The sequence below is a fragment of the Nocardiopsis alba genome (assembly GCF_000710955.1).
Classification (GTDB): Bacteria; Actinomycetota; Actinomycetes; order Streptosporangiales; family Streptosporangiaceae; genus Nocardiopsis; species Nocardiopsis alba.
This window is the reverse complement of sequence record NZ_BAZE01000008.1, coordinates 210,178-229,743: the sequence shown is the minus strand read 5'-3', so window position 1 is coordinate 229,743 and position 19,566 is coordinate 210,178. Positions and strand designations below refer to the sequence as shown.

At 67.1% G+C, this 19,566-nt stretch carries 20 protein-coding genes; 18 read left to right on the top strand and 2 right to left on the bottom strand.

Annotation, left to right across the window (positions count from 1 at the left end; genetic code table 11):
- Nucleotides 1-49 precede the first annotated feature (49 nt).
- The 18 genes from TR33_RS16535 (at nucleotide 50) to TR33_RS16455 (ending at nucleotide 18,787) form a co-directional block, all read left to right on the top strand.
- The gene (locus tag TR33_RS16535; RefSeq protein WP_042283969.1) at nucleotides 50-817 is read left to right on the top strand and encodes a hypothetical protein; all 768 of its coding nucleotides are present in this window, start codon (nucleotides 50-52) and stop codon (nucleotides 815-817) included.
- Nucleotides 818-828: 11 nt separating this feature from the next.
- Nucleotides 829-1,986 (top strand): inositol-3-phosphate synthase, encoded by a 1,158-nt coding sequence (locus TR33_RS16530; protein ID WP_042283967.1) that lies wholly within the window; start codon nucleotides 829-831, stop codon nucleotides 1,984-1,986.
- Nucleotides 1,983-2,864: an SCO3242 family prenyltransferase gene (locus tag TR33_RS16525; protein WP_042283964.1), complete on the top strand. Its 882-nt coding sequence runs from the start codon at nucleotides 1,983-1,985 to the stop codon at nucleotides 2,862-2,864. The genes TR33_RS16530 and TR33_RS16525 overlap by 4 nt, the downstream gene beginning before the upstream one ends.
- Nucleotides 2,861-3,712: a sugar phosphate isomerase/epimerase family protein gene (locus TR33_RS16520; RefSeq protein WP_014912116.1), complete on the top strand. Its 852-nt coding sequence runs from the start codon at nucleotides 2,861-2,863 to the stop codon at nucleotides 3,710-3,712. Before TR33_RS16525 ends, TR33_RS16520 begins: the two co-directional genes overlap by 4 nt.
- Nucleotides 3,709-4,350 (top strand): EboA domain-containing protein, encoded by a 642-nt coding sequence (locus tag TR33_RS16515; RefSeq protein WP_052358179.1) that lies wholly within the window; start codon nucleotides 3,709-3,711, stop codon nucleotides 4,348-4,350. The genes TR33_RS16520 and TR33_RS16515 overlap by 4 nt, the downstream gene beginning before the upstream one ends.
- Nucleotides 4,351-5,220 (top strand): TatD family hydrolase, encoded by an 870-nt coding sequence (locus TR33_RS16510; protein ID WP_042283962.1) that lies wholly within the window; start codon nucleotides 4,351-4,353, stop codon nucleotides 5,218-5,220. It begins immediately after the preceding gene.
- Nucleotides 5,217-6,380 carry a metabolite traffic protein EboE gene (gene eboE / locus TR33_RS16505; RefSeq protein ID WP_042283960.1) on the top strand — a complete coding sequence of 388 codons (1,164 nt, stop codon included), beginning with the start codon at nucleotides 5,217-5,219 and terminating at the stop codon, nucleotides 6,378-6,380. Before TR33_RS16510 ends, eboE begins: the two co-directional genes overlap by 4 nt.
- 28 nt (nucleotides 6,381-6,408) lie before the next feature.
- Nucleotides 6,409-7,806, top strand: a complete 1,398-nt coding sequence (locus TR33_RS16500; protein WP_042283959.1) for an alkaline phosphatase family protein — start codon at nucleotides 6,409-6,411, stop codon at nucleotides 7,804-7,806.
- A gap of 37 nt (nucleotides 7,807-7,843) precedes the next feature.
- Nucleotides 7,844-8,848: a sugar phosphate isomerase/epimerase family protein gene (locus TR33_RS16495; protein ID WP_042283957.1), complete on the top strand. Its 1,005-nt coding sequence runs from the start codon at nucleotides 7,844-7,846 to the stop codon at nucleotides 8,846-8,848.
- 521 nt (nucleotides 8,849-9,369) lie between these two features.
- On the top strand, nucleotides 9,370-9,693 hold the full coding sequence (locus TR33_RS16490) for a hypothetical protein (protein WP_234305866.1): 324 nt from the start codon (nucleotides 9,370-9,372) through the stop codon (nucleotides 9,691-9,693).
- A 388-nt stretch (nucleotides 9,694-10,081) separates the two neighbouring features.
- Nucleotides 10,082-10,402, top strand: coding sequence for a hypothetical protein (locus TR33_RS16480; RefSeq protein WP_042283949.1), 321 nt, complete (start codon nucleotides 10,082-10,084; stop codon nucleotides 10,400-10,402).
- A complete protein-coding gene (locus TR33_RS16475; protein ID WP_014912911.1) occupies nucleotides 10,399-10,764 on the top strand; it encodes a DUF6507 family protein in 366 nt (121 codons plus the stop codon). The genes TR33_RS16480 and TR33_RS16475 overlap by 4 nt, the downstream gene beginning before the upstream one ends.
- A 43-nt stretch (nucleotides 10,765-10,807) precedes the next feature.
- Nucleotides 10,808-13,648 carry a hypothetical protein gene (locus TR33_RS25725; RefSeq protein ID WP_052358177.1) on the top strand — a complete coding sequence of 947 codons (2,841 nt, stop codon included), beginning with the start codon at nucleotides 10,808-10,810 and terminating at the stop codon, nucleotides 13,646-13,648.
- A 20-nt stretch (nucleotides 13,649-13,668) separates the two neighbouring features.
- Complete coding sequence (locus TR33_RS26650) at nucleotides 13,669-14,229, top strand: hypothetical protein (protein WP_152472778.1); 561 nt, start codon at nucleotides 13,669-13,671, stop codon at nucleotides 14,227-14,229.
- Between the two features lie 38 nt (nucleotides 14,230-14,267).
- The gene (locus tag TR33_RS26645) at nucleotides 14,268-15,191 is read left to right on the top strand and encodes a hypothetical protein (protein WP_152472776.1); all 924 of its coding nucleotides are present in this window, start codon (nucleotides 14,268-14,270) and stop codon (nucleotides 15,189-15,191) included.
- Between the two features lie 396 nt (nucleotides 15,192-15,587).
- A complete protein-coding gene (locus TR33_RS26070) occupies nucleotides 15,588-16,337 on the top strand; it encodes an immunity 49 family protein (RefSeq protein WP_081616044.1) in 750 nt (249 codons plus the stop codon).
- Nucleotides 16,338-16,590: 253 nt separating this feature from the next.
- Nucleotides 16,591-17,352, top strand: coding sequence for an immunity 49 family protein (locus tag TR33_RS16460; RefSeq protein WP_017533316.1), 762 nt, complete (start codon nucleotides 16,591-16,593; stop codon nucleotides 17,350-17,352).
- Nucleotides 17,353-17,383: 31 nt separating this feature from the next.
- Nucleotides 17,384-18,787, top strand: coding sequence for a DUF6177 family protein (locus TR33_RS16455; RefSeq protein ID WP_042283946.1), 1,404 nt, complete (start codon nucleotides 17,384-17,386; stop codon nucleotides 18,785-18,787).
- Between the two features lie 10 nt (nucleotides 18,788-18,797).
- On the opposite strand, the gene TR33_RS16450 is transcribed toward TR33_RS16455, so the two are convergent.
- Nucleotides 18,798-19,043: a hypothetical protein gene (locus TR33_RS16450; RefSeq protein WP_014912897.1), complete on the bottom strand. Its 246-nt coding sequence runs from the start codon at nucleotides 19,041-19,043 to the stop codon at nucleotides 18,798-18,800.
- A gap of 114 nt (nucleotides 19,044-19,157) precedes the next feature.
- Nucleotides 19,158-19,529 (bottom strand): hypothetical protein, encoded by a 372-nt coding sequence (locus TR33_RS16445; RefSeq protein ID WP_014913133.1) that lies wholly within the window; start codon nucleotides 19,527-19,529, stop codon nucleotides 19,158-19,160.
- Nucleotides 19,530-19,566 lie beyond the last annotated feature (37 nt).

Here is a 19,566-nt window from a genome sequence, read left to right as displayed (position 1 = left end):
TACGCGCCGCCTCTCCCCCGACAGAGTGCCGAACCGACGGGAGGTGCCCGTGCGCACCGAGAAGGACCAGAGTCGAGACCCCCGCGAGCCCGAGAACGGAAAGGGCCCGGACACGACCGAACGCGTGATGACCAAGGACGCCACCGCCACCACCTGGTGGCTGACCGGCGGATCCGTCCTGTTGGTCGGAGCGATCGCCGCCGCGGTGATCGTCGTCTTCTCCGGAGGTGACGACGCGGTCTCCCCCGACCCGGCCCGGGTGGCCGAACTGGAGGCCTCCGCGGCCGAACGCCACGTCGACCAGGTGGAGGAGCTCGTCCACCACACCCGTGCCGCTCACGAGGGACTGCTCCCGGTGCTGGAGTCCCTGGACACGGTGTTGCCCGCGGACGGTTCGGCCCCGTCGGAGGACCTCCCGGACACCGAGGAGATCGACGCCTGGCTCGGGACCACCCTGGAGGCCCGCGACCACCTGGAGCACGCCGAATCGGGCGAGACCGCCTTCAACGTCACCCACGCGGGGCTGCGCGGCTCCGTCGACCTGCTCGCCTCCTCCCTGAACGCCTACGACTCCGCCGTGCGCGCCGACGAGGAGCGGCGCACCGATCTGCTCGAACTCGCCGCCGACCTGCGGGACCAGGCGGTCCGCGCGTGGTCGGTGGCGGCCACACAACTGGACATGGTCAGTGTCGAGGCCGGTCACGGCCATATCCACCTGTACCTCCCCGCGGCACCGGGCAGCGGGGCCCTGACACCCGACGAGGCCGAGGACGGCGACGGGGCCCTCGAAGAGGCCCCCGGACACGACGACCACTGACAGGGGACCCCATGACACGTATCGGAGTGTGGTCGATCGGAGCGCGAGGATCGGTCGCCACCACGGCCGTCCTCGGCGCCCTGGCCGTCCGGGCCGGAGCCGTGGAGCCGATCGGGTGCGTCACCGAACGCCCCGAGTTCGCCGCGGCGGGCCTGCCCGGGATCGGCGACCTGGTCTTCGGCGGCCACGACCTCCACGGCACCCACCTGGCCAAGGGCGCGGAGCCCCTGGCCGGGGCGGGGGCGGTGCCACCACGTCTGACGGAGATGTTCGCCGAGGAGCTGGGCGCCGTGGACCGTCGGATCCGCGAGGGGGTGGAGAGCCCGGCAGCAGGGTTCTCCCGCCGCCACGTGGACTCCCTGGAACGCGATCTCCGCGAGTTCGCCGAGGCGGAATCGCTGGAGAGGGTGGTGGTCGTGGACCTGTCCGGCACCGAGCCCCCTCCGGCCCCGGCCCCCGAACTCACCGACCCCGGCCGCCTGGAAGAGGCCCTGGACGCGGGGAACGCCCGGATCCCGGCCTCTTCGGCCTACGCCTACGCGGCGCTGCGCGCCGGCTGCTCCTTCGTGGAGTTCACGCCCAACGCCGGCCCCCGACCACCCGCCCTCTCCGCCCTGGCCGAACGGCTGGGGCTGCCCTGGGCCGGTTCGGACGGCAAGACCGGGGAGACCCTGGTCAAGAGCGCGCTGGCGCCGATGTTCGCCACCCGCGCGCTCCGGGTGCGTTCCTGGTCCTCGACCAACCTGCTCGGCGGAGGCGACGGACGGACGCTGGCCGACCCGGGCAGCAACGACAGCAAGACCTCCTCCAAGGCCCGGGGGCTGGAGCACCTGTTGGGGCATCCGGTGGACGGCCCGCTGCACATCGACTACGTACCGGACCTGGGCGGGACCAAGGTGGCCTGGGACCACGTCTCCTTCGAGGGTTTCCTGGGAGCCCGGATGTCCCTCCAGTTCACCTGGTCCGGTCACGACTCGGCCCTGGCCGCTCCGCTGATCCTGGACCTGGCCCGGCTGACCGCCCACGCCCACCGGACGGGCCGGGTCGGTCCGGTGCCGGAGCTGGGCTTCTTCTTCAAGGATCCGGCCGGCGGCGGCCCGCACGGGCTCGCCGAACAGTGGCGCGCGCTGACCGCCTGGTGTTCCGACGACCGGGGAGGGCTCCGATGAACCGCCGGCTCCGTTCCCTGGCCCGCCTGGTGCGCCTTCCCGCGGCCCTGACCGTCCTCGGTGACGGCCTGACCGGCGCCGCGGCGACGGGCCGGTCGCGCGACCCCCGCGTCCTGGCGCTACCGCTGTCCTCGGTCTGCCTGTACTGGGCGGGTATGGCGCTCAACGACTACGCCGACCGGGACCTGGACGCGGTCGAGCGGCCCGAACGTCCGATCCCCTCGGGAGAGGTGGCGCCGGGCGAGGCCCTCGCCGTGGCCTGTGGGCTCACGGCGGCCGGTGTGGGCGTCGCGGCCCTGTCCGGCGGCCGGCGTGCCGCCCTGGTCGCCTCGGCGCTGGCCGCCACCGTGTGGACCTACGACCTGGTGCTCAAACCGACACCGTGGGCCCCGTTGGGGATGGCCGCCGCCCGAGGCCTGGACGTGCTGTTGGGCGCGGGCGATCGCACCGCCGACGCGGCGCGGCCCGCCCTGGCCATGGCCGTGCACACCCTGGGGGTGACGGCGCTGAGCCGAGGCGAGGTGCACGGCACCCGGCCGGAGGTGGCGGCCGGATCCCTGGTCTGCACGCTGCTGTCCACGGCGGTGGCGGCGCTTCCCCCCGCGAAGGGCCACGACGCCTCGCGCGGAACGGTGGAAGGCCTCGGCGCCGCGCTGTTCGCGGGCGTGTACGCCGTGTCCGTCGGTTCGGCCCAGGGCCGGGCCCTCGTGGATCCGACCGCCGGACGGGCCCGGGAGGCCACCGGAACGGGCATTCGCGGGATGATCCCGCTCCAGGCCGCGCTGTTGGCGCGGTACGGGGCCCCGAGGACGGCCTGCGCGCTGGCGGTGGCCGCACCCTTGGCGGCCCGTGCGGCCAGGACGGCGGTGGTGACGTGAGGTTCGGATACGGCACCAACGGTTTCTGGGACCACCGCCTGAACGACGCCCTGGCGATCATCGCCGACCTCGGCTACGAGGGGGTCGGACTGACCCTGGACCATCCGCACCTGGACCCGTTCGGCCTGGACGTCAAGGCCCGGACGGCCGCGATCGGCCGACGCCTGGAGTCACTGGGGCTGTCGGTGGTGGTGGAGACCGGCGCCCGCTACCTGCTGGACCCCCGGCGCAAGCACGAACCCACCCTGGTCTCCGATACCGACCGGGACGTCCGGGTCGACCTGCTCAAACGGGCGGTACGCATCGCCGACGCCTGGGGCGCCCGGGCGGTGTCCTTCTGGTCGGGGATCCTCCCTCCCGGCGCCGACCCCGACCGGGGTTGGGAACGACTCGTCGCCGGTGTGGAGAAGGTCCTGGTGGTGGCGGAGGAGCTGGGCGTGGACTGCGCCTTCGAACCCGAACCGGGCATGTTCGTCGAACGGCTGGACGACGTCCTGGAGCTCCGGCGTCGGCTCGGGGACCCCGAACGGCTCCGGGTGACGCTCGACGTGGGGCACGGGGTGTGCAACGAGCCCGACGGTCCCGAGGGGGCGATCGCCCGGGCCGGCGACCTGATCGCCAACGTGCAGTTGGACGACATGCGGCCCCACGTGCACGAACACCTGGAGTTCGGAGAGGGCGAGATCGACCTGCCCGGGGTCCTGGGCGCCCTGGACCGGGCCGGCTATCGAGGACTCGCCTCCGTGGAACTGCCCCGCCACGGTCACGCCGCCCCTCTGGTCGCCGAACGCTCCAAACACGCCCTCGACGCCGCATGGGAGCGGGCCGTTCGAAAGGACCGGGTATGAGCGTGGAGCACCTTCCGGACGCGAGGGCCCGCGAGGCCCTGACCGATCTGTGCGCCGAGGTGGCCGAACACCCGACACGGATCGCGGTGCTGTTCCCCGCCGCCGCCCGGCGGGTGGCCCGGGGCGCCGGCCCCTCCGGAGACCCCACCGGTCTGCGCGGACCCACCGTGGAGGACCTGGTCCGGGTCGCGCTGCTGCGGACACTGACGCGCGCCCTTCCGGCGCCGGATGCGGCCGAGGAGATCCACGACCTGTACGAGTACGGTGACGCCGACGAGAGGCGCGCGGTCCTGTACGGCCTCCACCACCTGGACACCGCCCTTCCCGAGGTCGCCTCGATCGTTCGCGGGCTCCTGGCCGACGCCCTGCGCACCAACGACCCCCGATTGATCGCGGCCGCCGCCGCGAGCCCGACCCAGGCGCTGTCGGACGACCACTCGTGGCGCCAGGCGGTGCTCAAATGCCTGTTCGTCGAGGTCCCGCTGTCGGTGGTGGCGGGGTTGGACTCGCGGGCCGACCCCGAACTGGCCCGCATGTGCGCCGACTTCGCCCACGAACGCTCCGCGGCGGGCCGCCCCGTCCCCGACGACGCCCTGACCCTCCTGGACCGCTTCCCCGAGCACCGGACGGAGACCTGAATGCGCATCTTCGACCCGCACGTCCACATGACCTCCCGCACCACAGCCGACTATCGGGCCATGTACGACGCCGGAGTGCGGGCCCTGGTGGAACCGGCCTTCTGGATGGGCCAGCCGCGCACCGGCGTGAGCTCCTTCCGCGACTACTTCGACGGCCTCGTCGGGTGGGAGCGCTTCCGTGCCTCCCGGTTCGGCATCGCCCACCACTGCGCGATCGCGCTCAACCCCAAGGAGGCCAACGACCCCCGCCTGACCGGGGTCCTCGACCTCCTCCCCCGCTACCTGACCAAGGACGGCGTGGTCGCGGTCGGAGAGGTCGGTTTCGACTCCCGCACCTCCGAGGAGGAGAAGGCCTTCCGACACCAGTTGGAGCTGGCCCGCGAGTTCGAACTGCCGGTGCTGGTGCACACCCCGCACCGGGACAAGATCGAGGGCACCCGGCACACCCTGCGCCTGGTCGAGGAGTCGGGGATCCCGCCCGAGCGGGTCCTGGTCGACCACCTCAACGAGACCACCGTCGCCATGGTGCACGCCTCCGGCTGCGCCATGGGCTTCTCCATCTACCCCGACACCAAGATGGACCCGGAACGGATGGTGCGGATCCTGTCGGAGTGGGGCACCGAACGGATCCTGGTCGACTCCGCCGCCGACTGGGGCCACAGCGACCCGCTGACCACCCTGTACACCGGTCGGGCCATGCTCGCGGCGGGGTTCTCCGAAGAGGACGTGGACCGGGTCCTGTGGCGCAACCCGGTCGACTTCTACGCGCGGAGCGGGCGGCTGTTCCCGGAAGGGGGCGCCACGGCAGGCTCCACCTTCGAGGGCAACTCGCTCCTGCGCGGTGAAAGACCCGAGGGGGACGACCGATGAGGTTCCGCCACCCCGACGGCACCGTCGTCCACCTGGCCTACTGCACCAACGTCCACCCGGCCGAGGACCTCGACGGCGTCCTGCGACAGATCCGGGTGTTCGGCGGCGGCGTCCGCTCGGCCCTGGGGGTGGAACGTCTGGGGCTGGGACTATGGCTGCCCGCGCCCCTGGCCCGTCGGCTCGCCACCGACCCCTCGCTGGTCGACCTCCTGCGCGAGGGCCTGGACGAGGCCGGCGCCGAGACCGTCACCCTCAACGCCTTCCCCTACACCGGCTTCCACGCCCCCGTCGTCAAGCACGCCGTGTACGGACCGGACTGGACCGATCGCGCCCGCCTGGACTACACCGTCGACTGCGCGCGGATCCTGGCCCGCCTGATGCCCGACGACGCCGCACGCGGCAGCGTCTCCACCCTCCCCCTGGCCTGGCGCGAACCCTGGACCCCCGAGCGTCTGACCGTCGCGCGCGGGCACCTGAGCGAACTCTCGAAGGTGTTGGAGGAGCTCGCCGACGCCGGACGTCCGATCCGGGTCGCCCTGGAACCCGAACCCGGGTGCGTCGTGGAGAGCACCCGGGACGCCGCCCGGCTGCTCGCCGACCTCCCCCCGCACCTGGGCGTGTGCCTGGACACCTGTCATCTGGCGGTGGGCTTCGAGGAACCCGCCGCGGCCCTGACACGCCTGTCCGAGGCGGGCCTTCCGGTGGTCAAGACCCAGGCCTCCGCGGCCCTGGAGATCCCCGACCCCACCGACCCCGAGGCGCGCACGTCCCTGACCGCCTTCGCCGAGGACCGTTTCCTGCACCAGACCCGTGAACGCGCGCACGGCCGGCTCCACGCCCGCGACGACCTGCCCGAGGCCCTGTCCGGCCCCCGGGCGCTCCCCGGCGACGGCCCGTGGCGCACCCACTTCCACGCTCCCCTGCACTCCCCCGCGCACCCTCCGTTGACCGGCACCACCGACCACCTCGTCGAGACCCTCGGGCTCCTCCTCGGGCCGGGCGGAGCGCTCACCGACCACGTCGAGGTCGAGACCTACACCTGGACGGTGCTCCCCGAGGAACGACGGCCGACCGACGAACGCGGGCTGATCGACGGCATCGCCGCCGAACTCTCCTGGGCCCGCGACCGGCTGATCGAGCTCGGCCTGACCGCCCTGTGACCACCGACGACGGAAGGGACCACCATCCATGCCCCAGGACCGACGCCTCCTCGTCATCGACGCGGTCGGCCTCACCCCGCGCCTGCTCGAACACGCGCCCCGGCTGAGCGCCCTGGCCGACCGAGGGACGCGGGCCACCCTGGAGACCGTGCTGCCCGCCGTCACCTGCACCGTCCAGTCCACCTTCCTGACCGGAGCCCCGCCGGCCCGGCACGGGGCCGTCGCCAACGGCTGGTACTTCCGGGACCTGGGCGAGGTCCACCTGTGGCGCCAGCACAACCGGCTGGTCGGCGGCGAGAAGGTGTGGGAGACCGCCCGCCGCCATCGCCCGGACTTTCGCACCGCCAACGTGTGCTGGTGGTACGCCATGGGCGCCACCACCGACTGGACCATCACCCCGCGCCCCGTCTACCACGCGGACGGCCGCAAGTCCCCCGACTGCTACACCCGGCCGGTCGCACTGCACGACGAACTGACCGCGGAACTGGGCCCCTTTCCGCTGTTCCACTACTGGGGGCCGACCGCGTCGATCCGCTCCACCGAATGGATCGTGGCCGCCACCCGTCGTCTCCTCCCCAGGGCCGACCTGACCCTGTGCTACGTCCCCCACCTCGACTACGACCTCCAGCGTTTCGGCCCCGACTCCGTACAGGCGCGCCGGGCCGTCCGCGACCTCGACGCCGCGCTCGCCCCACTGCTGGACGACGCCGAGGCGGCGGGCGTCACCGTCCTGGTGCTGAGCGAGTACGGCATCACCCCGGCCGACCGCCCCGTCCACGTCAACCGGGTGCTGCGCGAGGCCGGGCTGCTGGAGGTGTACACGCAGGAGGGCATGGAGTACCTCGACCCCTGGACCTCCCGCGCCTTCGCCGTCGCCGACCACCAGTGCGCCCACGTCTACGTCGACGACCCGGCGGACCTGCCCGAGGTCGCACGACTCCTGTCCGAGGTGGAGGGTGTGGACCTGGTCCTGGACCGGCGGGCCCAGGCCGACCACGGCCTCGACCACGAACGCTCCGGAGAACTGGTGCTGTTCGCCGACCCCGGAGCCTGGTTCACCTACTACCACTGGCTGGACGACGACCGCGCCCCCGACTTCGCGCGCGGCGTCGACATCCACCGCAAGCCCGGATACGACCCGGCCGAACTGTTCCTGGACCCCGCAGACCGGCTCGTGCGGCTGCGCGCGGCGTCCGGACTCGTCCGCAAGAAGGTCGGGCTCCGTTACGCGATGAACGTCGTCCCCCTCGACCCGGGTTGTGTGCGGGGCACCCACGGACGCCCGCACACCGACCCCGAGGACGGTCCCGTCCTCCTGTGCACGGACCCGGACCTGGCCCGGGACCGTTTCGCGGCCACCGAGGTCCGCGACCTGATGCTCGACCTCGTCGGTGTGCCGGCACCGGCGAGGTCGACCCCGCTGTGAGCCCCCGGCCCCGCCCCCGACCCCAGGAGGAACCCCGATGACCCGACCGGTCACCCTCTTCACCGGCCAGTGGGCCGACCTGCCCTTCGAGAAGGTGTGCGAACTCGCCTCCTCCTGGGGCTACGACGGCCTGGAGATCGCCTGCTGGGGCGACCACCTCGACGTGACCCGGGCCGCCGTGGACGACGCCTACGTGCGAGAACGCCGAGAGATCCTCGAACGGCACGGCCTGGGCGTGTGGGCGATCTCCAACCACCTGCTCGGCCAGGCCGTGTGCGACGACCCGATCGACCACCGGCACCGGGACATCCTGCCCGCCCGGGTCTGGGGCGACGGAGAGCCGGAGGGCGTACGGCGGCGTGCCGCCGAGGAGATGAGGACGACGGCGCGCGCGGCCGCCCGGATGGGCGTGTCCACGGTGGTGGGCTTCACGGGCTCGGCCAACTGGAAGTACGTGGCGATGTTCCCTCCGGTGGACGAGGCCGTCGTCCGGGCCGGCTACCGCGACTTCGCGGACCGATGGAACCCGATCCTGGACGTGTTCGACGAGGTCGGCGTCCGCTTCGCCCATGAGGTGCACCCCTCGGAGATCGCCTACGACTACTGGTCGACCACGGCGACCCTGGAGGCGATCGGGCACCGGGAGGCCTTCGGGCTGAACTGGGACCCCAGCCACATGGTGTGGCAGGACATCGACCCGGCCGGCTTCCTGTGGGACTTCCGCGACCGGATCTACCACGTGGACTGCAAGGACGCCCGTAAGCGCGTGGGCGACGGCCGCAGCGGACGCCTGGGCTCCCACCTCCCCTGGGGGGACCCACGCCGGGGCTGGGACTTCGTCTCCGTCGGACGGGGCGACGTGCCCTGGGAGTCCTGCTTCCGAACCCTGAACTCGATCGGCTACACGGGACCGATCTCCATCGAATGGGAGGACGCCGGCATGGACCGACTCACCGGAGCCGCCGAAGCGGTCCGGTTCGTACGGGCCAACGCCTTCGACCCGCCCTCGGCCTCCTTCGACTCGGCCTTCTCCTCATGGTGACCGGCCGTAGGTGAGGAGGAAAAAGGGGGGTGGGCCCGTGACGGGCCCGCCCCCCTTTCGTGTTCCGCCCCTCCCCCGGCGCGATGTCCGCATCCGGCCACCATCGACCGCCACCACTGACCTGACCCGACGAGCCGCCCCACCCGCGCCGGGCCCCGCGTTCCCCCTGACCAGGACGCCAAGGCCCGAGAAGACCGCACAGAATCAGAACGAAGTGCCCCGACGCCACGCGCGAAGCCACCGCGATCCCCATATGGGACAGCGTTCAACACCACCGAAAGGAGGCGGAGAAAGGACTACCCCGGCCTCTACATCGAGGAGGTCGAAGACATCGATGGGATTCTGCAAGACGTCTCCGCCGGGGTTCCGGAAAGCCACTGGTGGTGGCGCCCACCCGCCCAACAGGGCATGGGTGAGAAGGAGATCGGACAGCGCCTCGAATACGACCGCCGGGACGGACTTTGAAAGACCGACCCAGCACCAGAACAGGTCGCTCTGGAACGGAGAACCCCGATTTGAACATGGACCCGGCGTCTCTGGACAAGAGCACAGAACTCGCCGACATCAAGCGCGTATTCGAGACGTTATTGCACCAAGACTGGACGATCGAGGGGAACACCCTCGAAGAGGTCCTCGAGAACAACCACGGACTCGAAGGAACACGAGACGGAGTAAGAGATGGTGCTCGGATACTGATCGAATCGAGCCTTACCGATCGTCGACTGGACGATCTCATCTTCGGGTACTGGGATGCGGGGTACGAGCCGGAGGCCGAAGGCTTCGACGGATGGCGAGAGGTGCTGAGGGAGATCGTACGACTCTGTGATGCCTACGACCGACCGTGAACGACCAGGTCGGATATCAGCGAGACCCCTACCTTCGCGGAGGCGATGAGGCCGGGCACGATGACGACCCGGTGGCGAGAGTCATCGCCGGCGAGCCGACTTCACGCACCCGACCGTTCCGTCATACCCCTCTGAGAGCCTTCCCCCGGAACGAACACGAGCCCCAACGTCCCGACACCTTCATTCCGCATCGATGGCCACATCCGGCCACCATTCACCTCCACCACACCGATGACCTGGAATAACAAGGGACTTCACTCGTCGGAGTCCGAATACTCACCCGGAACCGGAGCTCCACGGCCAGAGAAGAGCACACAGAATCAGAACCGAGCACGCCGATGGCGCGACTGAACACACAAGACCATCCGAACGTTGAAAAGGCAGAGCGGTGAAGTTCGAGTTCATCGAGGACGAGAGTTCAGAGCACCGGCACACGACCACCGGCCATGAGGGAGCGCAGGGGACCGAAGACGAACAGCCCACGCCGCTCTCTCCCTCCGCTCTCATCGCGGCGGCCTCGGAGCGCCTTCTCAGCAGGACCTTCACCGACGTCCACCGGGCCCGCGCCTCGCTGAACCGGATGCAGTACGCCGTTCAGGCGTCCCCGTCCTGGACGGAATCCACTTTCGAGAGCACCACCCCCGAGCCGGAGCCGGCGACGTTCCGCCCCTCGGCCTTCGGCCCTCGCCCCCAGGAGGACGGGTCTTGAGTAGTTGGTCCATCGATCCCCCACAGGTGAGCGCGATCCTCACCGAGACCCTCGGCCTCATCGGCGAGGAGGGCGGCACCGACGGACTGGTCGGCGACATGGACACCATCGCCACCACCGCCGAGACCGTGAGCGAGATGGCGGACAGCGTCCCCATCAGCATCGCCCTGAGCGAGTTCTGCGGCCACTACTTCGAGGTGATGGGCGAGATGGCCGCCAAGACGTTGAGCGGGGTCGAGGGCGCCGGAGACGCCACCACCGCCTACGTCAACGGCAACCTCGAGATGGCGGCCGAGGCCCAGAGCAACGCGGGGGTCGTCCCTCCCCCCGATTCCCCGCCTCCCCCGCCGCCCAACATCTGACCCCTCCTGACCTCGTCCCCCACCCCCGCCAGGAGCCCCCCGTATGACCGGCATCCTCGATGTGCCCGCGCCCCTCCAGGACTGCGACGGCCTCATCGACCCCTCAGCGTTCCCCATCCCCACCACCGACCACGTCGAACTCCGTAACCAGGCCTCCGCCCTGCGCAAGGCGGGGAAGGGCGTGGCGGAGACCGGAGAGGACATCGTCTCCACCTGGGGCGGTCTCTCCGCCTGCTACACCGCACCCGAATCAGAGGATCTCCTCGGCGCGTTGGCCCCTGTCTCCGCCAAAGGAAGCGATGTCGAGAGCGGGACCGACCGGGCGGCGGGGGCCTTGGAGGACTTCGCCGACGAGGTCCGCGAGATCAAGATGGAATGGAACGACCTGAGAAATCGGGCCGCCGCCTTCCGAGAGCGCATGCTGAGTGAGGAGGACTGGAAGAAGTCCGACCACTGGTTCACCAGTACGAGCTCCAACGTCGAGAAGAGCAACGCCTACCGGGACGAGGCCCTGGCTCTGATCAAGTGGTACGAGAGAGCCCAACGTATCTGCGCCAACACGATCAGCCGGGGGATCGTCGGGAGGACCGTGTTCGTCCGCGGCTCCTCCAGTCAGGCCACGACGAACCCCGACGCCTTCGTCTTCGACACGATCGACACCGACGCCGACATCCCCTCCGTGTGGGGCGAGCCGGGCACCGCGGACCAGTACTGGCATCAGGACGCGCTCGACGCGGTGTGGGACTTCGGCGTGGACGCGGTCCAGGGCACCGGAGCCATGCTGGGCATGCACTCCTCCGAGGGCTGGTTCGAGATGTCCTGGGGGGACGCCCTCAAGGAGTACCACTGGGACAACCTCACGTCGGCCGCCTCCCTCATCGGGATGTACGACGCCGAAACCGACTCGCTGGGCTGGTCCGGCACCGACACCATCCATGGGGCCTGGCGGGATCTGGCGCACTCGGTGGTGCCCTGGGAGGAGTGGGGCGACCGTCCCGGATACGTGATCGGCACCGCCGCGTTGAACGTCGTCGGCCTGGTCGGCGGCGCCGCGCTCACCGCCACCGGTGTGGGCGCTGTGGTGGGCGTGCCCCTGATGGCCTGGCGCGGCATGTCCATCGTGGACGGGATGGGAGGCTCCGGCAGCCGGGGCGGCAGCGGCGACGGTGTGGAAACGAACATCTCCTCGCCATCGATGAACCTGCCGAACTTCGGCGGCAACGGATCCCCTGTCGCGAACCTGAACTTCGACTCCTCCGACCTCAGCGGATTCGACCCCCGGCAGGTCTCCGAGATCGGCGCTTCCCTGGAGCGGCTGTACAACAGCCAACAGAGCGGCGGGACAGGCTCCGGCGAGGCGGCGGGCGGTGGACGTCCTACCCCCTCCAGACCCATCGGGCAGGACCGCTCCGAGACATCGGGGCAGGAACGTCGCCCCGCGGAGGACCCTCGAGTCGACGACATGCTCACCTTCGAGGACATCGTCAACCACCCGGACAACGCCACCCTGGGAGACCGGCTCCGAACCGAGAACCAGAGGGCGCTCGACCAGGTCGACCGGGACAACAAGACCCGGTCGAACGACACCCCGGCCTCCGACGAGGGCACCTGGACCGCCCGCGAGATCATCGACGGTCCCGAAGGCGACCGCTCCCGTGTCCTCACTCCAGCGGGCGGCGGCCACAACGACACCTTCGACGCCTCCGCGGCGAACAGACCACCGTCCTCCCCACTCCACGCCCGCGCCGACGGCATCGACGGCACCGGCAGCGGCCGGGGCCCGGGCAACGAGGCCTCCGACAACAACCGCGGCGGCGACCACGGCGCGAACATGAGCGACCGCTCCCCCACCGCCCACAACCAGGACGGCACCGGCCATCGAGCTTCGAGTCACGGCGAAGAAAAAATCGGACCACCCACCAGCCCGGAGTCAGCCGACAGAGCGAACGGGAGCACCCCTCCAAGCACCCGCACCTCGGGAGATTCACCCGGAAGCGGGAACGGCGATGCTCCCCACTCTCCAGATATATCCAACCCTCTGGACCCGGATCTGGGGAAAAAGCTCGAGAAAGCCGACAAACTTGAGAACCGCCTTCGAGATGCGATGTCGGACGAGGCGATCCTCAAGCTACGTGGAGAAAACCCGCGCGATGGGGACCAGTGGCAACGCCTGGCCACCACCGTGAACGCCGACCTGATCGGCGGGTCGAAAGTCGACAAGATCCTCCATCCGAAGGCTGTCGAATTCGCCCTCGAAGGATCATCCAACCCCCGACAATTTGCATATAGGTACGAGTACTACAAGGCGACATTCAACGAAACAGTTGAAAACGCCATGGAGAGCCAGAAGATCACCAAGAAACAGGCAAGGCAGCCCGTCAAGGACATGATGATCGAGAATCATGATCTACTGGAAACACGCATGGCCGCAGATCGGGAAGTCGTCCTGAATGAGCGTGGAACAACGACCACGAGAGTCGATCCCAACCAGCCTCTCAAAAACCTTGTACAGGAAGTACGAGAAGAAGCGGGCAATATCAGCATGGGGGATCCAAACTCGACCGCCTATCACGCCAGAAAACACTACAAAGAACTCCCAGAATCCGAAATAACAATACCACCCACAGGAAGAGGGATCGCGGCAGAATTTTCGCAGAGATCAGTCAAAGACTATCTAGACAGCCTGGAAGCGACACTACAAAGTGGAAAATTGATCGAAGAGAGCATATCTGAAGATGGATCCCGAAGGATGGTATTTGAGCGCTCGACAGATAAAAATGGAGACATTCTCAAAGATCCCAATGACAAACAGTACACCATCAAAGCGCGCTTGATCGTTGCACCGGACGGCCGAGTCCTGGTGCCCACATTTGGTAGGATGTAGCATCCAGCAAAAGAGGAACGATGCGCAAACACCAAGCCATCAAAGACAACATGGGCAAGATAATAAGCGCATTAAACAAGGAGAGCATAGACAAGGGGGCTAAAATAGGGAGAATACTAGATGCCCTAGTCCCATTAAGCCGAGAGATCAAGAGAAACAGCATCAAAGATGAGCACACGGAAGCATTCAAAAGGGAGCTTTCCAAGCTTATCTCCACCGACCCCAACAGAGTCGGCCTTTACCTCTACCTCGCCAGGTGCTCTAACTATGCAGAGCTTGGAAGACTCGGTGGCTTCAAGGTCGCCTGCGAAATGAGATCCACACTAGAAGTATTCACTGAAGAATTCATGATCTGGAGTGAATCACAGAGGGAAGATTTTCACGACCTCTACATCGAGGAGATCGAAGACATCGATGAAATCCTGAAAGACGTCTCCGATGAGGCGCCACCCATCAGGGAAAAAGAAATCCCTGCTTGGGTTCCGGAAAGTCACTGGTGGTGGCGCTCTCCCGTACAACAGGACATGAGCGAGGAAGAAATAAGGCAACGCCTTGAATACGTTCATTGGGACGGTCTGTAGATCCGATGGAGAATAGAAGAACACCTGAAGAACGCGCGATGGAGAAGCTGCTCTCCGACCCTGGGTTGGTACAGCGCCACTTGGATCGCGACCTGTCCCAGGTATCAGAACTCGATCGTCCGGGTGTCACAGTTGATCCCGCCATGGATCAGTTCGACCTGGTTCGGGCTCTGCGCTCGAGCTCTCAGCAGCTACAGTTCGACTCCCCCATCGTCGCTGCCACACAGAGCAAGCGTAGGCTACACGAACTACCTGTGGAAGAACGCGTAGCCGATATCTCCGTGAGGGCCTACCTGAATTCGGCTTCGGTTACTGTCCGTGAAGGATCTCTGATAGATGACCAACTGAGGTCGGACGGCACTCGAATCTTGCTTTTCCAGCGCCATCCAAGCGAAACATCGACCGTCTCTGTAAACCTGGCGGTAGAAGTAAAAGTAGAGACCGATGGCCGATCCTACTTCGAATCCTACGGCTGGCCCATCTTTCTTCGTGAACCAGTTCACCTCTTTGGGGGAACGGCTGATGAACTGTCAGATCAGGCCCTTTCCGACCTGAGCGATGATGGCGTACCGATAGATCGACCGCTACTTCTACTGTGGGGCGCCAGACTTCAGGAGAGCGAATCAAATATAAGCGACCAGCTGAGGATCCGCTTGGCGGAGTACGCCGTAGCCCGGGCAGATGAGATCAGGGTTTACCTCTCACGTACCCAGACTTACACCTCCGCCCCCATGGAACACTGGTGGTACTCGGCCTGCCTGTATCGGTCGGCTCTGGAAAATCTGTTTGAAATTTATCTAGGGGGCCTGACTTTCTCTCTGGTGGACGTCGAGGACATCGAAGCCCTGGACGAAGCACTGCGCGAGGTACTCCCCCACGCTCATGGGTTCCCTGAAGTGGCGCCCAGAAAAATCCCGGAAGGTCACTGGTGGTGGAATCTGGCCACTTCTCCAGCGAGATGAACCCGAGCGAGGGCGAACACCTCGCCGACATCAAACGCGCGTTCGAGACATTCTTCCACCAGGACTGGACAATCGAAGGGAGCACCCTCGAAGAGGTCTTCGAGAATAACTATAGACTGGAGGGGTGCGAGACGGGGCAAGAGATGGAGCACAGAAACTAATCGACTCAAGCCTCACCAATCGCCAACTAGACGATCTAATTTTCGGGCACTGAGATGCGGGATATGAGCCCGAGGCAGAAGATCTTGAAGACTGGCGAGAGGCGCTGAGGGAGATCATGCGGCTCTGCGATGAATATAAAAAGATGGATGAATTTGGAAGTAAGGTCACTCCACCCCCAGAGCACCCATGAGAACCACCTGGCACCCCGCCTCTACCACCTGAGCAGAGTCCCGGATGCCTGAATTCATCTCTCGCCACGATGCGAGCCTCTCCGCATACCGATCAAAGATCAAGGAGAGCAACGAAACAAGGAGTGAGCAGGTAGACCTCCTCGAACTCAACTCCTCCGTAACTCACCTTGTTCTGGCTTCAGTACGTCTCGATGCATACATGAACCTGGCCATGGATCCTGCATCCCACAAGGCTGAAACATGGGAATCCTGGACAACATTCTCGGAAGTCGCGGAGGCAGTATTCGCAATAAGCCAGACCCCAGAAGGAAAGAAAATAAAGAGGGTGATCAATGGAAAAGAGAGGATCTTGGAGGGAACTGGCCCTTCATACTCGGCGAACGCCAAAAACTGGCTTGATGCGTTCTTCCTCGCGCTTACCTGCCGCGATCAAGACCGAGCCTCTTTTCTTTGCAAAGTTCCGGTGGCAAGCATGCGCGAAGCGGCCGACGCAGGCGGAGCCAGGTACCATGAATTCATCTACCCTTGGATCTCAGCCCTTCAAGACTACATTCTTGATCGCCCTCAGCTCACCGAAAATCTTATTGGCTCATTTCAACTATCCTCCCCAAGCGGAAGCGGACCTCAGGGGCGAGAATTTCTTGATAGCATCGCCTTCCCTCAGATCAATGCATTCTACAGGATAATCGAACATAACACCGAAGACTTCAACAGAGCCCTCGCTCAAGGTTTCCAAAAATTTCACTCTTACCAGACAGCAACAGAGGAGCGAAAAAGGACCTCAACGGAGTGATACCCCTAGGGCTTCTCAGGATCTCATGCCTGGCTTTCGACATAAGCGCCCGGGTTCCCGACTTCAACCCCGGGTTCAACTCCGACTACCTCCCCGAGAACATTCTCTCCCGAACCTGGGAAAGGCGCTCTCTATCCTAGTACCGAGCCATGATCTCTCTCATCGAGCAGAACCCGACCACGAAGAGGATTCAAGGGAAGACCGAGAATTCTATTCCGATCTTCTTGAAACGAAACCACAGAGTGTCGATCTGATGGTGAGTGCGTTCGGCTCCGACACCATCTACAGCACCGTGGCCGACCCCGAAGTGGACCTGGTCTCCACTTGGGAGGCCTGGGTCACGGAAATGCAGATGCAGTACGCGATGTTCAAGATCACCACCAACCCCGAGGGCACCCCTCTGGAGCTGATGATCAACCGGAAGCTCCGCCACACCACCGCCATCGGCCCCTGGTACTGCACCAATGTCGGTAACTGGCTGCAAGCGTTCTTCCTCGCCGTCGTCTGCCGCGAACAACAGCGCTACCGCGACCTCTGCGAGATCCCCGTCGACCTCCTACGCGAAGCGGGAGAGTCGGAGGGAACGCGCTACAACCCCTCCTCCTACCACTGGGCCGCCGCTCTCCAGGACTTCGTCCTCAACCGGCCCGGCCTGGCCGAGAACCTCACCGCGGCAATGGAACTGTCCACCCCGGAGCGGGCCGAGATCAGTGACCCCGAGTACCTGAACAAGATCACCTTCCCCCCGATGAACACCTTCCTCCGCCTCGTCCAACGCGACAGCGACCGATACAACCAGGCCTTGGCCCAAGGGCTCGCCCTGCACGGCGACTACTGGACCACCGGAGACCGGATCAACGACATCAAAGGGATGTTCTCTCTCCCCCTGCTCGCTCTGGCCTGCCTGGGATACGACACCGCAGAACAAGACCCCGACTTCCACTTCGATGTCGAATCCGGCTACCTCCCCAAGCATCTGCTCGAGAACTCCTGGTACGGAGAATTCCCCACTTGACCCGCCCCTTCCCCCTTTTCGGAGGCATCTTTTGAGCCGTGACGTGATCGCCGTGTTGGCGGAGAGCCCCGGCCGCCGTTCGCTTTTGGAGGCCCTCGCGGCGGCCGACCCCGCTCTGCGGGTCCGGTTGATCGCGGAGGGCACCGTGGTGCAGTTGCGGGACGATTCCGGTCGGCTGGTCATGGCGGTGCAGGCCGCGCAGCGGAACGCCGTCGCCACCGAGATCGATCGCTTGTTGGGCGAGGGGTTCACCGACGATCTGCCCGCCCAGCCGTGGTGGGTGGAGGCTCGTGGCGGCGAGTTGGAGGACGTCGACACGCTCGCCCTGGTCCGCCGGTTCGCCCACCATCTGGTCGGGGCGCACGGCGGGAGGGTGTGGGAGCCCGAGTCACGCCTGGCCAGGGACCCGTGGCTGCTCGGGGGCACCGACCATCCCGCGGTGAGCACGGTGACCGGGAAGAACGTGGTCCTGGTGCAGGATCGTCCGGTGGTGTCGTTCTCCGGTTGGACGGTGGACGCGCTGGCCCGCTTCGGTCGGGAGGGGCTCGGCCTGCAATTGGTGACCCCGTCCACGAGCTCCCTGACACACGCCCTGCGCGGGATCCTGAGCGACCCGAACGCCACCTGGGTGGTACGCACGGCGGACGGCCGCCACTACGACGGGTTCAACGGTCTGCCTCTGGTGTGGCGGGACGAGGAGGGGTACGTCCCGGATCCGTCGACGCGGGCGGAGGAGGGGCCGCATCCGGATTTCCGGGCCGCGGAGGAGCATCTCGGCGGTGTTCTGCTGCACGTGGATCTACGCGTGGACCATCCGGTCCATGACGCTCTGGTGGTCGGTGGGGCCACCGAGCTGTTGACCGAGCGTCTGGCCGGGGCCGCGCCGGCGGTGTGGGGTCTGGCGGAGCCGTTCGCCTACGAGTGGGACACGGCTTCGGTGACCGCCCTGGCCCGTGATCGGATGCCGCGGGAGAGCACGGTGGGGTTCGGCGGGATCCCGGGGAGCGGGCGGCCGTTCGCGGGGCGGTTGCGGTTCTCGCGTACGGCGTCGGGGGTGCGCGAGCACGTCGCTCTCACCGTGGGGCACACGGAGGAACCCGACCTGGACGTCCTGGAACCCCTGGTCCGGGAGTTGGTCGACCGTGACGGGCTGTCGTCCATGACGGTGCGGCGTGCTCTGGGCCGCGCCGATCTGCTCTACCCGCCGAAGTGGGCGGGGGTCCCGGTCCCCATCGGGTCGGCCGTGGGAACCGAGGGGGTGCTCGCGGCGGGGCGGGAGCGCGCCTTGACCGGGCCGGTGAAGGGCGTGCCGTTCGGTCCGCCGATGACCCCGACGGTCTGGTACCGGATCGGGGACGGGGTGGAGCCGGACGCTTGGCACCGGTTCCAGGCCCTGGTCGAGCATCTGAGGCCCGCGCCCTCGCGGCGGAGGTGAGGTCGGCGGGTCACATCATGGGGGCGATGACGACGCGGTAGTGGGAGCCGTCGGCGGTGGCCACGTCGTGGCGGAAGTCGTTGACCCGGTTGACCGAGCGCTGCACGGCGTCGCTCTGGAAAGCGGTGGTGTCCACGGTGGGCAGGACCTCGCGGAGGGCGTGGACCGCCTCGTCGACGGACAGGGCCGTGCCGCGGTGTTCGGGGGTGATGCGGCGGCCGTCGTCGGTGAGTCGACTGATGGCGATCCGGAACATGCCGGTCTCCCTGGGATGGCTGGGGGGTGGTCACCCGCATTCTCCCCCATACCCGCCGGGGTGGAAAGGCCGATGGTCCCTTCCACCCTTACCGCGGGTGGGCCCTGCGGGCCCTTAGACCTCCAGGGTCCGCTCGATCTCTCCCAGCCGTTCACGGGCCGAGGCCAGGTCGCCTCCGGAACGCTCCAGGACCAGGTAGAGGAAGAGGTCGCGCTTGGTGGGCGCGGTGACGGGCCGGATGACGTGGTACTGCCCGGACAGGGTGATGAGCATGTCCTCGATCCGGTGGGCGGCCTCTGATTCGTCCAGGGCTCCGGCCTTGGCCCGGATGACCTCGGTGTTCGCGGCCAGGGCGGCCGTGAGGTCGAAGGAGTCGTTGGAGGTGAGCGTTCCCAGGGGCAGACCGCTGTCGTGGTCGACCACCGCCGCCCCCATGGCCCCCTCGATCCGCATCATCTCGCGGAGCCCGATCTCGATATTGGGCATGTCCCTCTTCTCTCCTCGGTCGGACCGATGCCCGAGG

Coding starts and splice junctions, on each gene's coding strand:
- TR33_RS16530 (WP_042283967.1), top strand. CDS start 829: ATGACACGTATCGGAGTGTGGTCGATCGGAGCGCGAGGATCGGTCGCC.
- TR33_RS16525 (WP_042283964.1), top strand. CDS start 1,983: ATGAACCGCCGGCTCCGTTCCCTGGCCCGCCTGGTGCGCCTTCCCGCG.
- TR33_RS16515 (WP_052358179.1), top strand. CDS start 3,709: ATGAGCGTGGAGCACCTTCCGGACGCGAGGGCCCGCGAGGCCCTGACC.
- TR33_RS16510 (WP_042283962.1), top strand. CDS start 4,351: ATGCGCATCTTCGACCCGCACGTCCACATGACCTCCCGCACCACAGCC.
- eboE (WP_042283960.1), top strand. CDS start 5,217: ATGAGGTTCCGCCACCCCGACGGCACCGTCGTCCACCTGGCCTACTGC.
- TR33_RS16500 (WP_042283959.1), top strand. CDS start 6,409: ATGCCCCAGGACCGACGCCTCCTCGTCATCGACGCGGTCGGCCTCACC.
- TR33_RS16495 (WP_042283957.1), top strand. CDS start 7,844: ATGACCCGACCGGTCACCCTCTTCACCGGCCAGTGGGCCGACCTGCCC.
- TR33_RS16490 (WP_234305866.1), top strand. CDS start 9,370: ATGGACCCGGCGTCTCTGGACAAGAGCACAGAACTCGCCGACATCAAG.
- TR33_RS25725 (WP_052358177.1), top strand. CDS start 10,808: ATGACCGGCATCCTCGATGTGCCCGCGCCCCTCCAGGACTGCGACGGC.
- TR33_RS26650 (WP_152472778.1), top strand. CDS start 13,669: ATGCGCAAACACCAAGCCATCAAAGACAACATGGGCAAGATAATAAGC.
- TR33_RS26645 (WP_152472776.1), top strand. CDS start 14,268: ATGGAGAAGCTGCTCTCCGACCCTGGGTTGGTACAGCGCCACTTGGAT.
- TR33_RS26070 (WP_081616044.1), top strand. CDS start 15,588: ATGCCTGAATTCATCTCTCGCCACGATGCGAGCCTCTCCGCATACCGA.
- TR33_RS16460 (WP_017533316.1), top strand. CDS start 16,591: ATGGTGAGTGCGTTCGGCTCCGACACCATCTACAGCACCGTGGCCGAC.
- TR33_RS16450 (WP_014912897.1), bottom strand. CDS start 19,043: ATGTTCCGGATCGCCATCAGTCGACTCACCGACGACGGCCGCCGCATC.
- TR33_RS16445 (WP_014913133.1), bottom strand. CDS start 19,529: ATGCCCAATATCGAGATCGGGCTCCGCGAGATGATGCGGATCGAGGGG.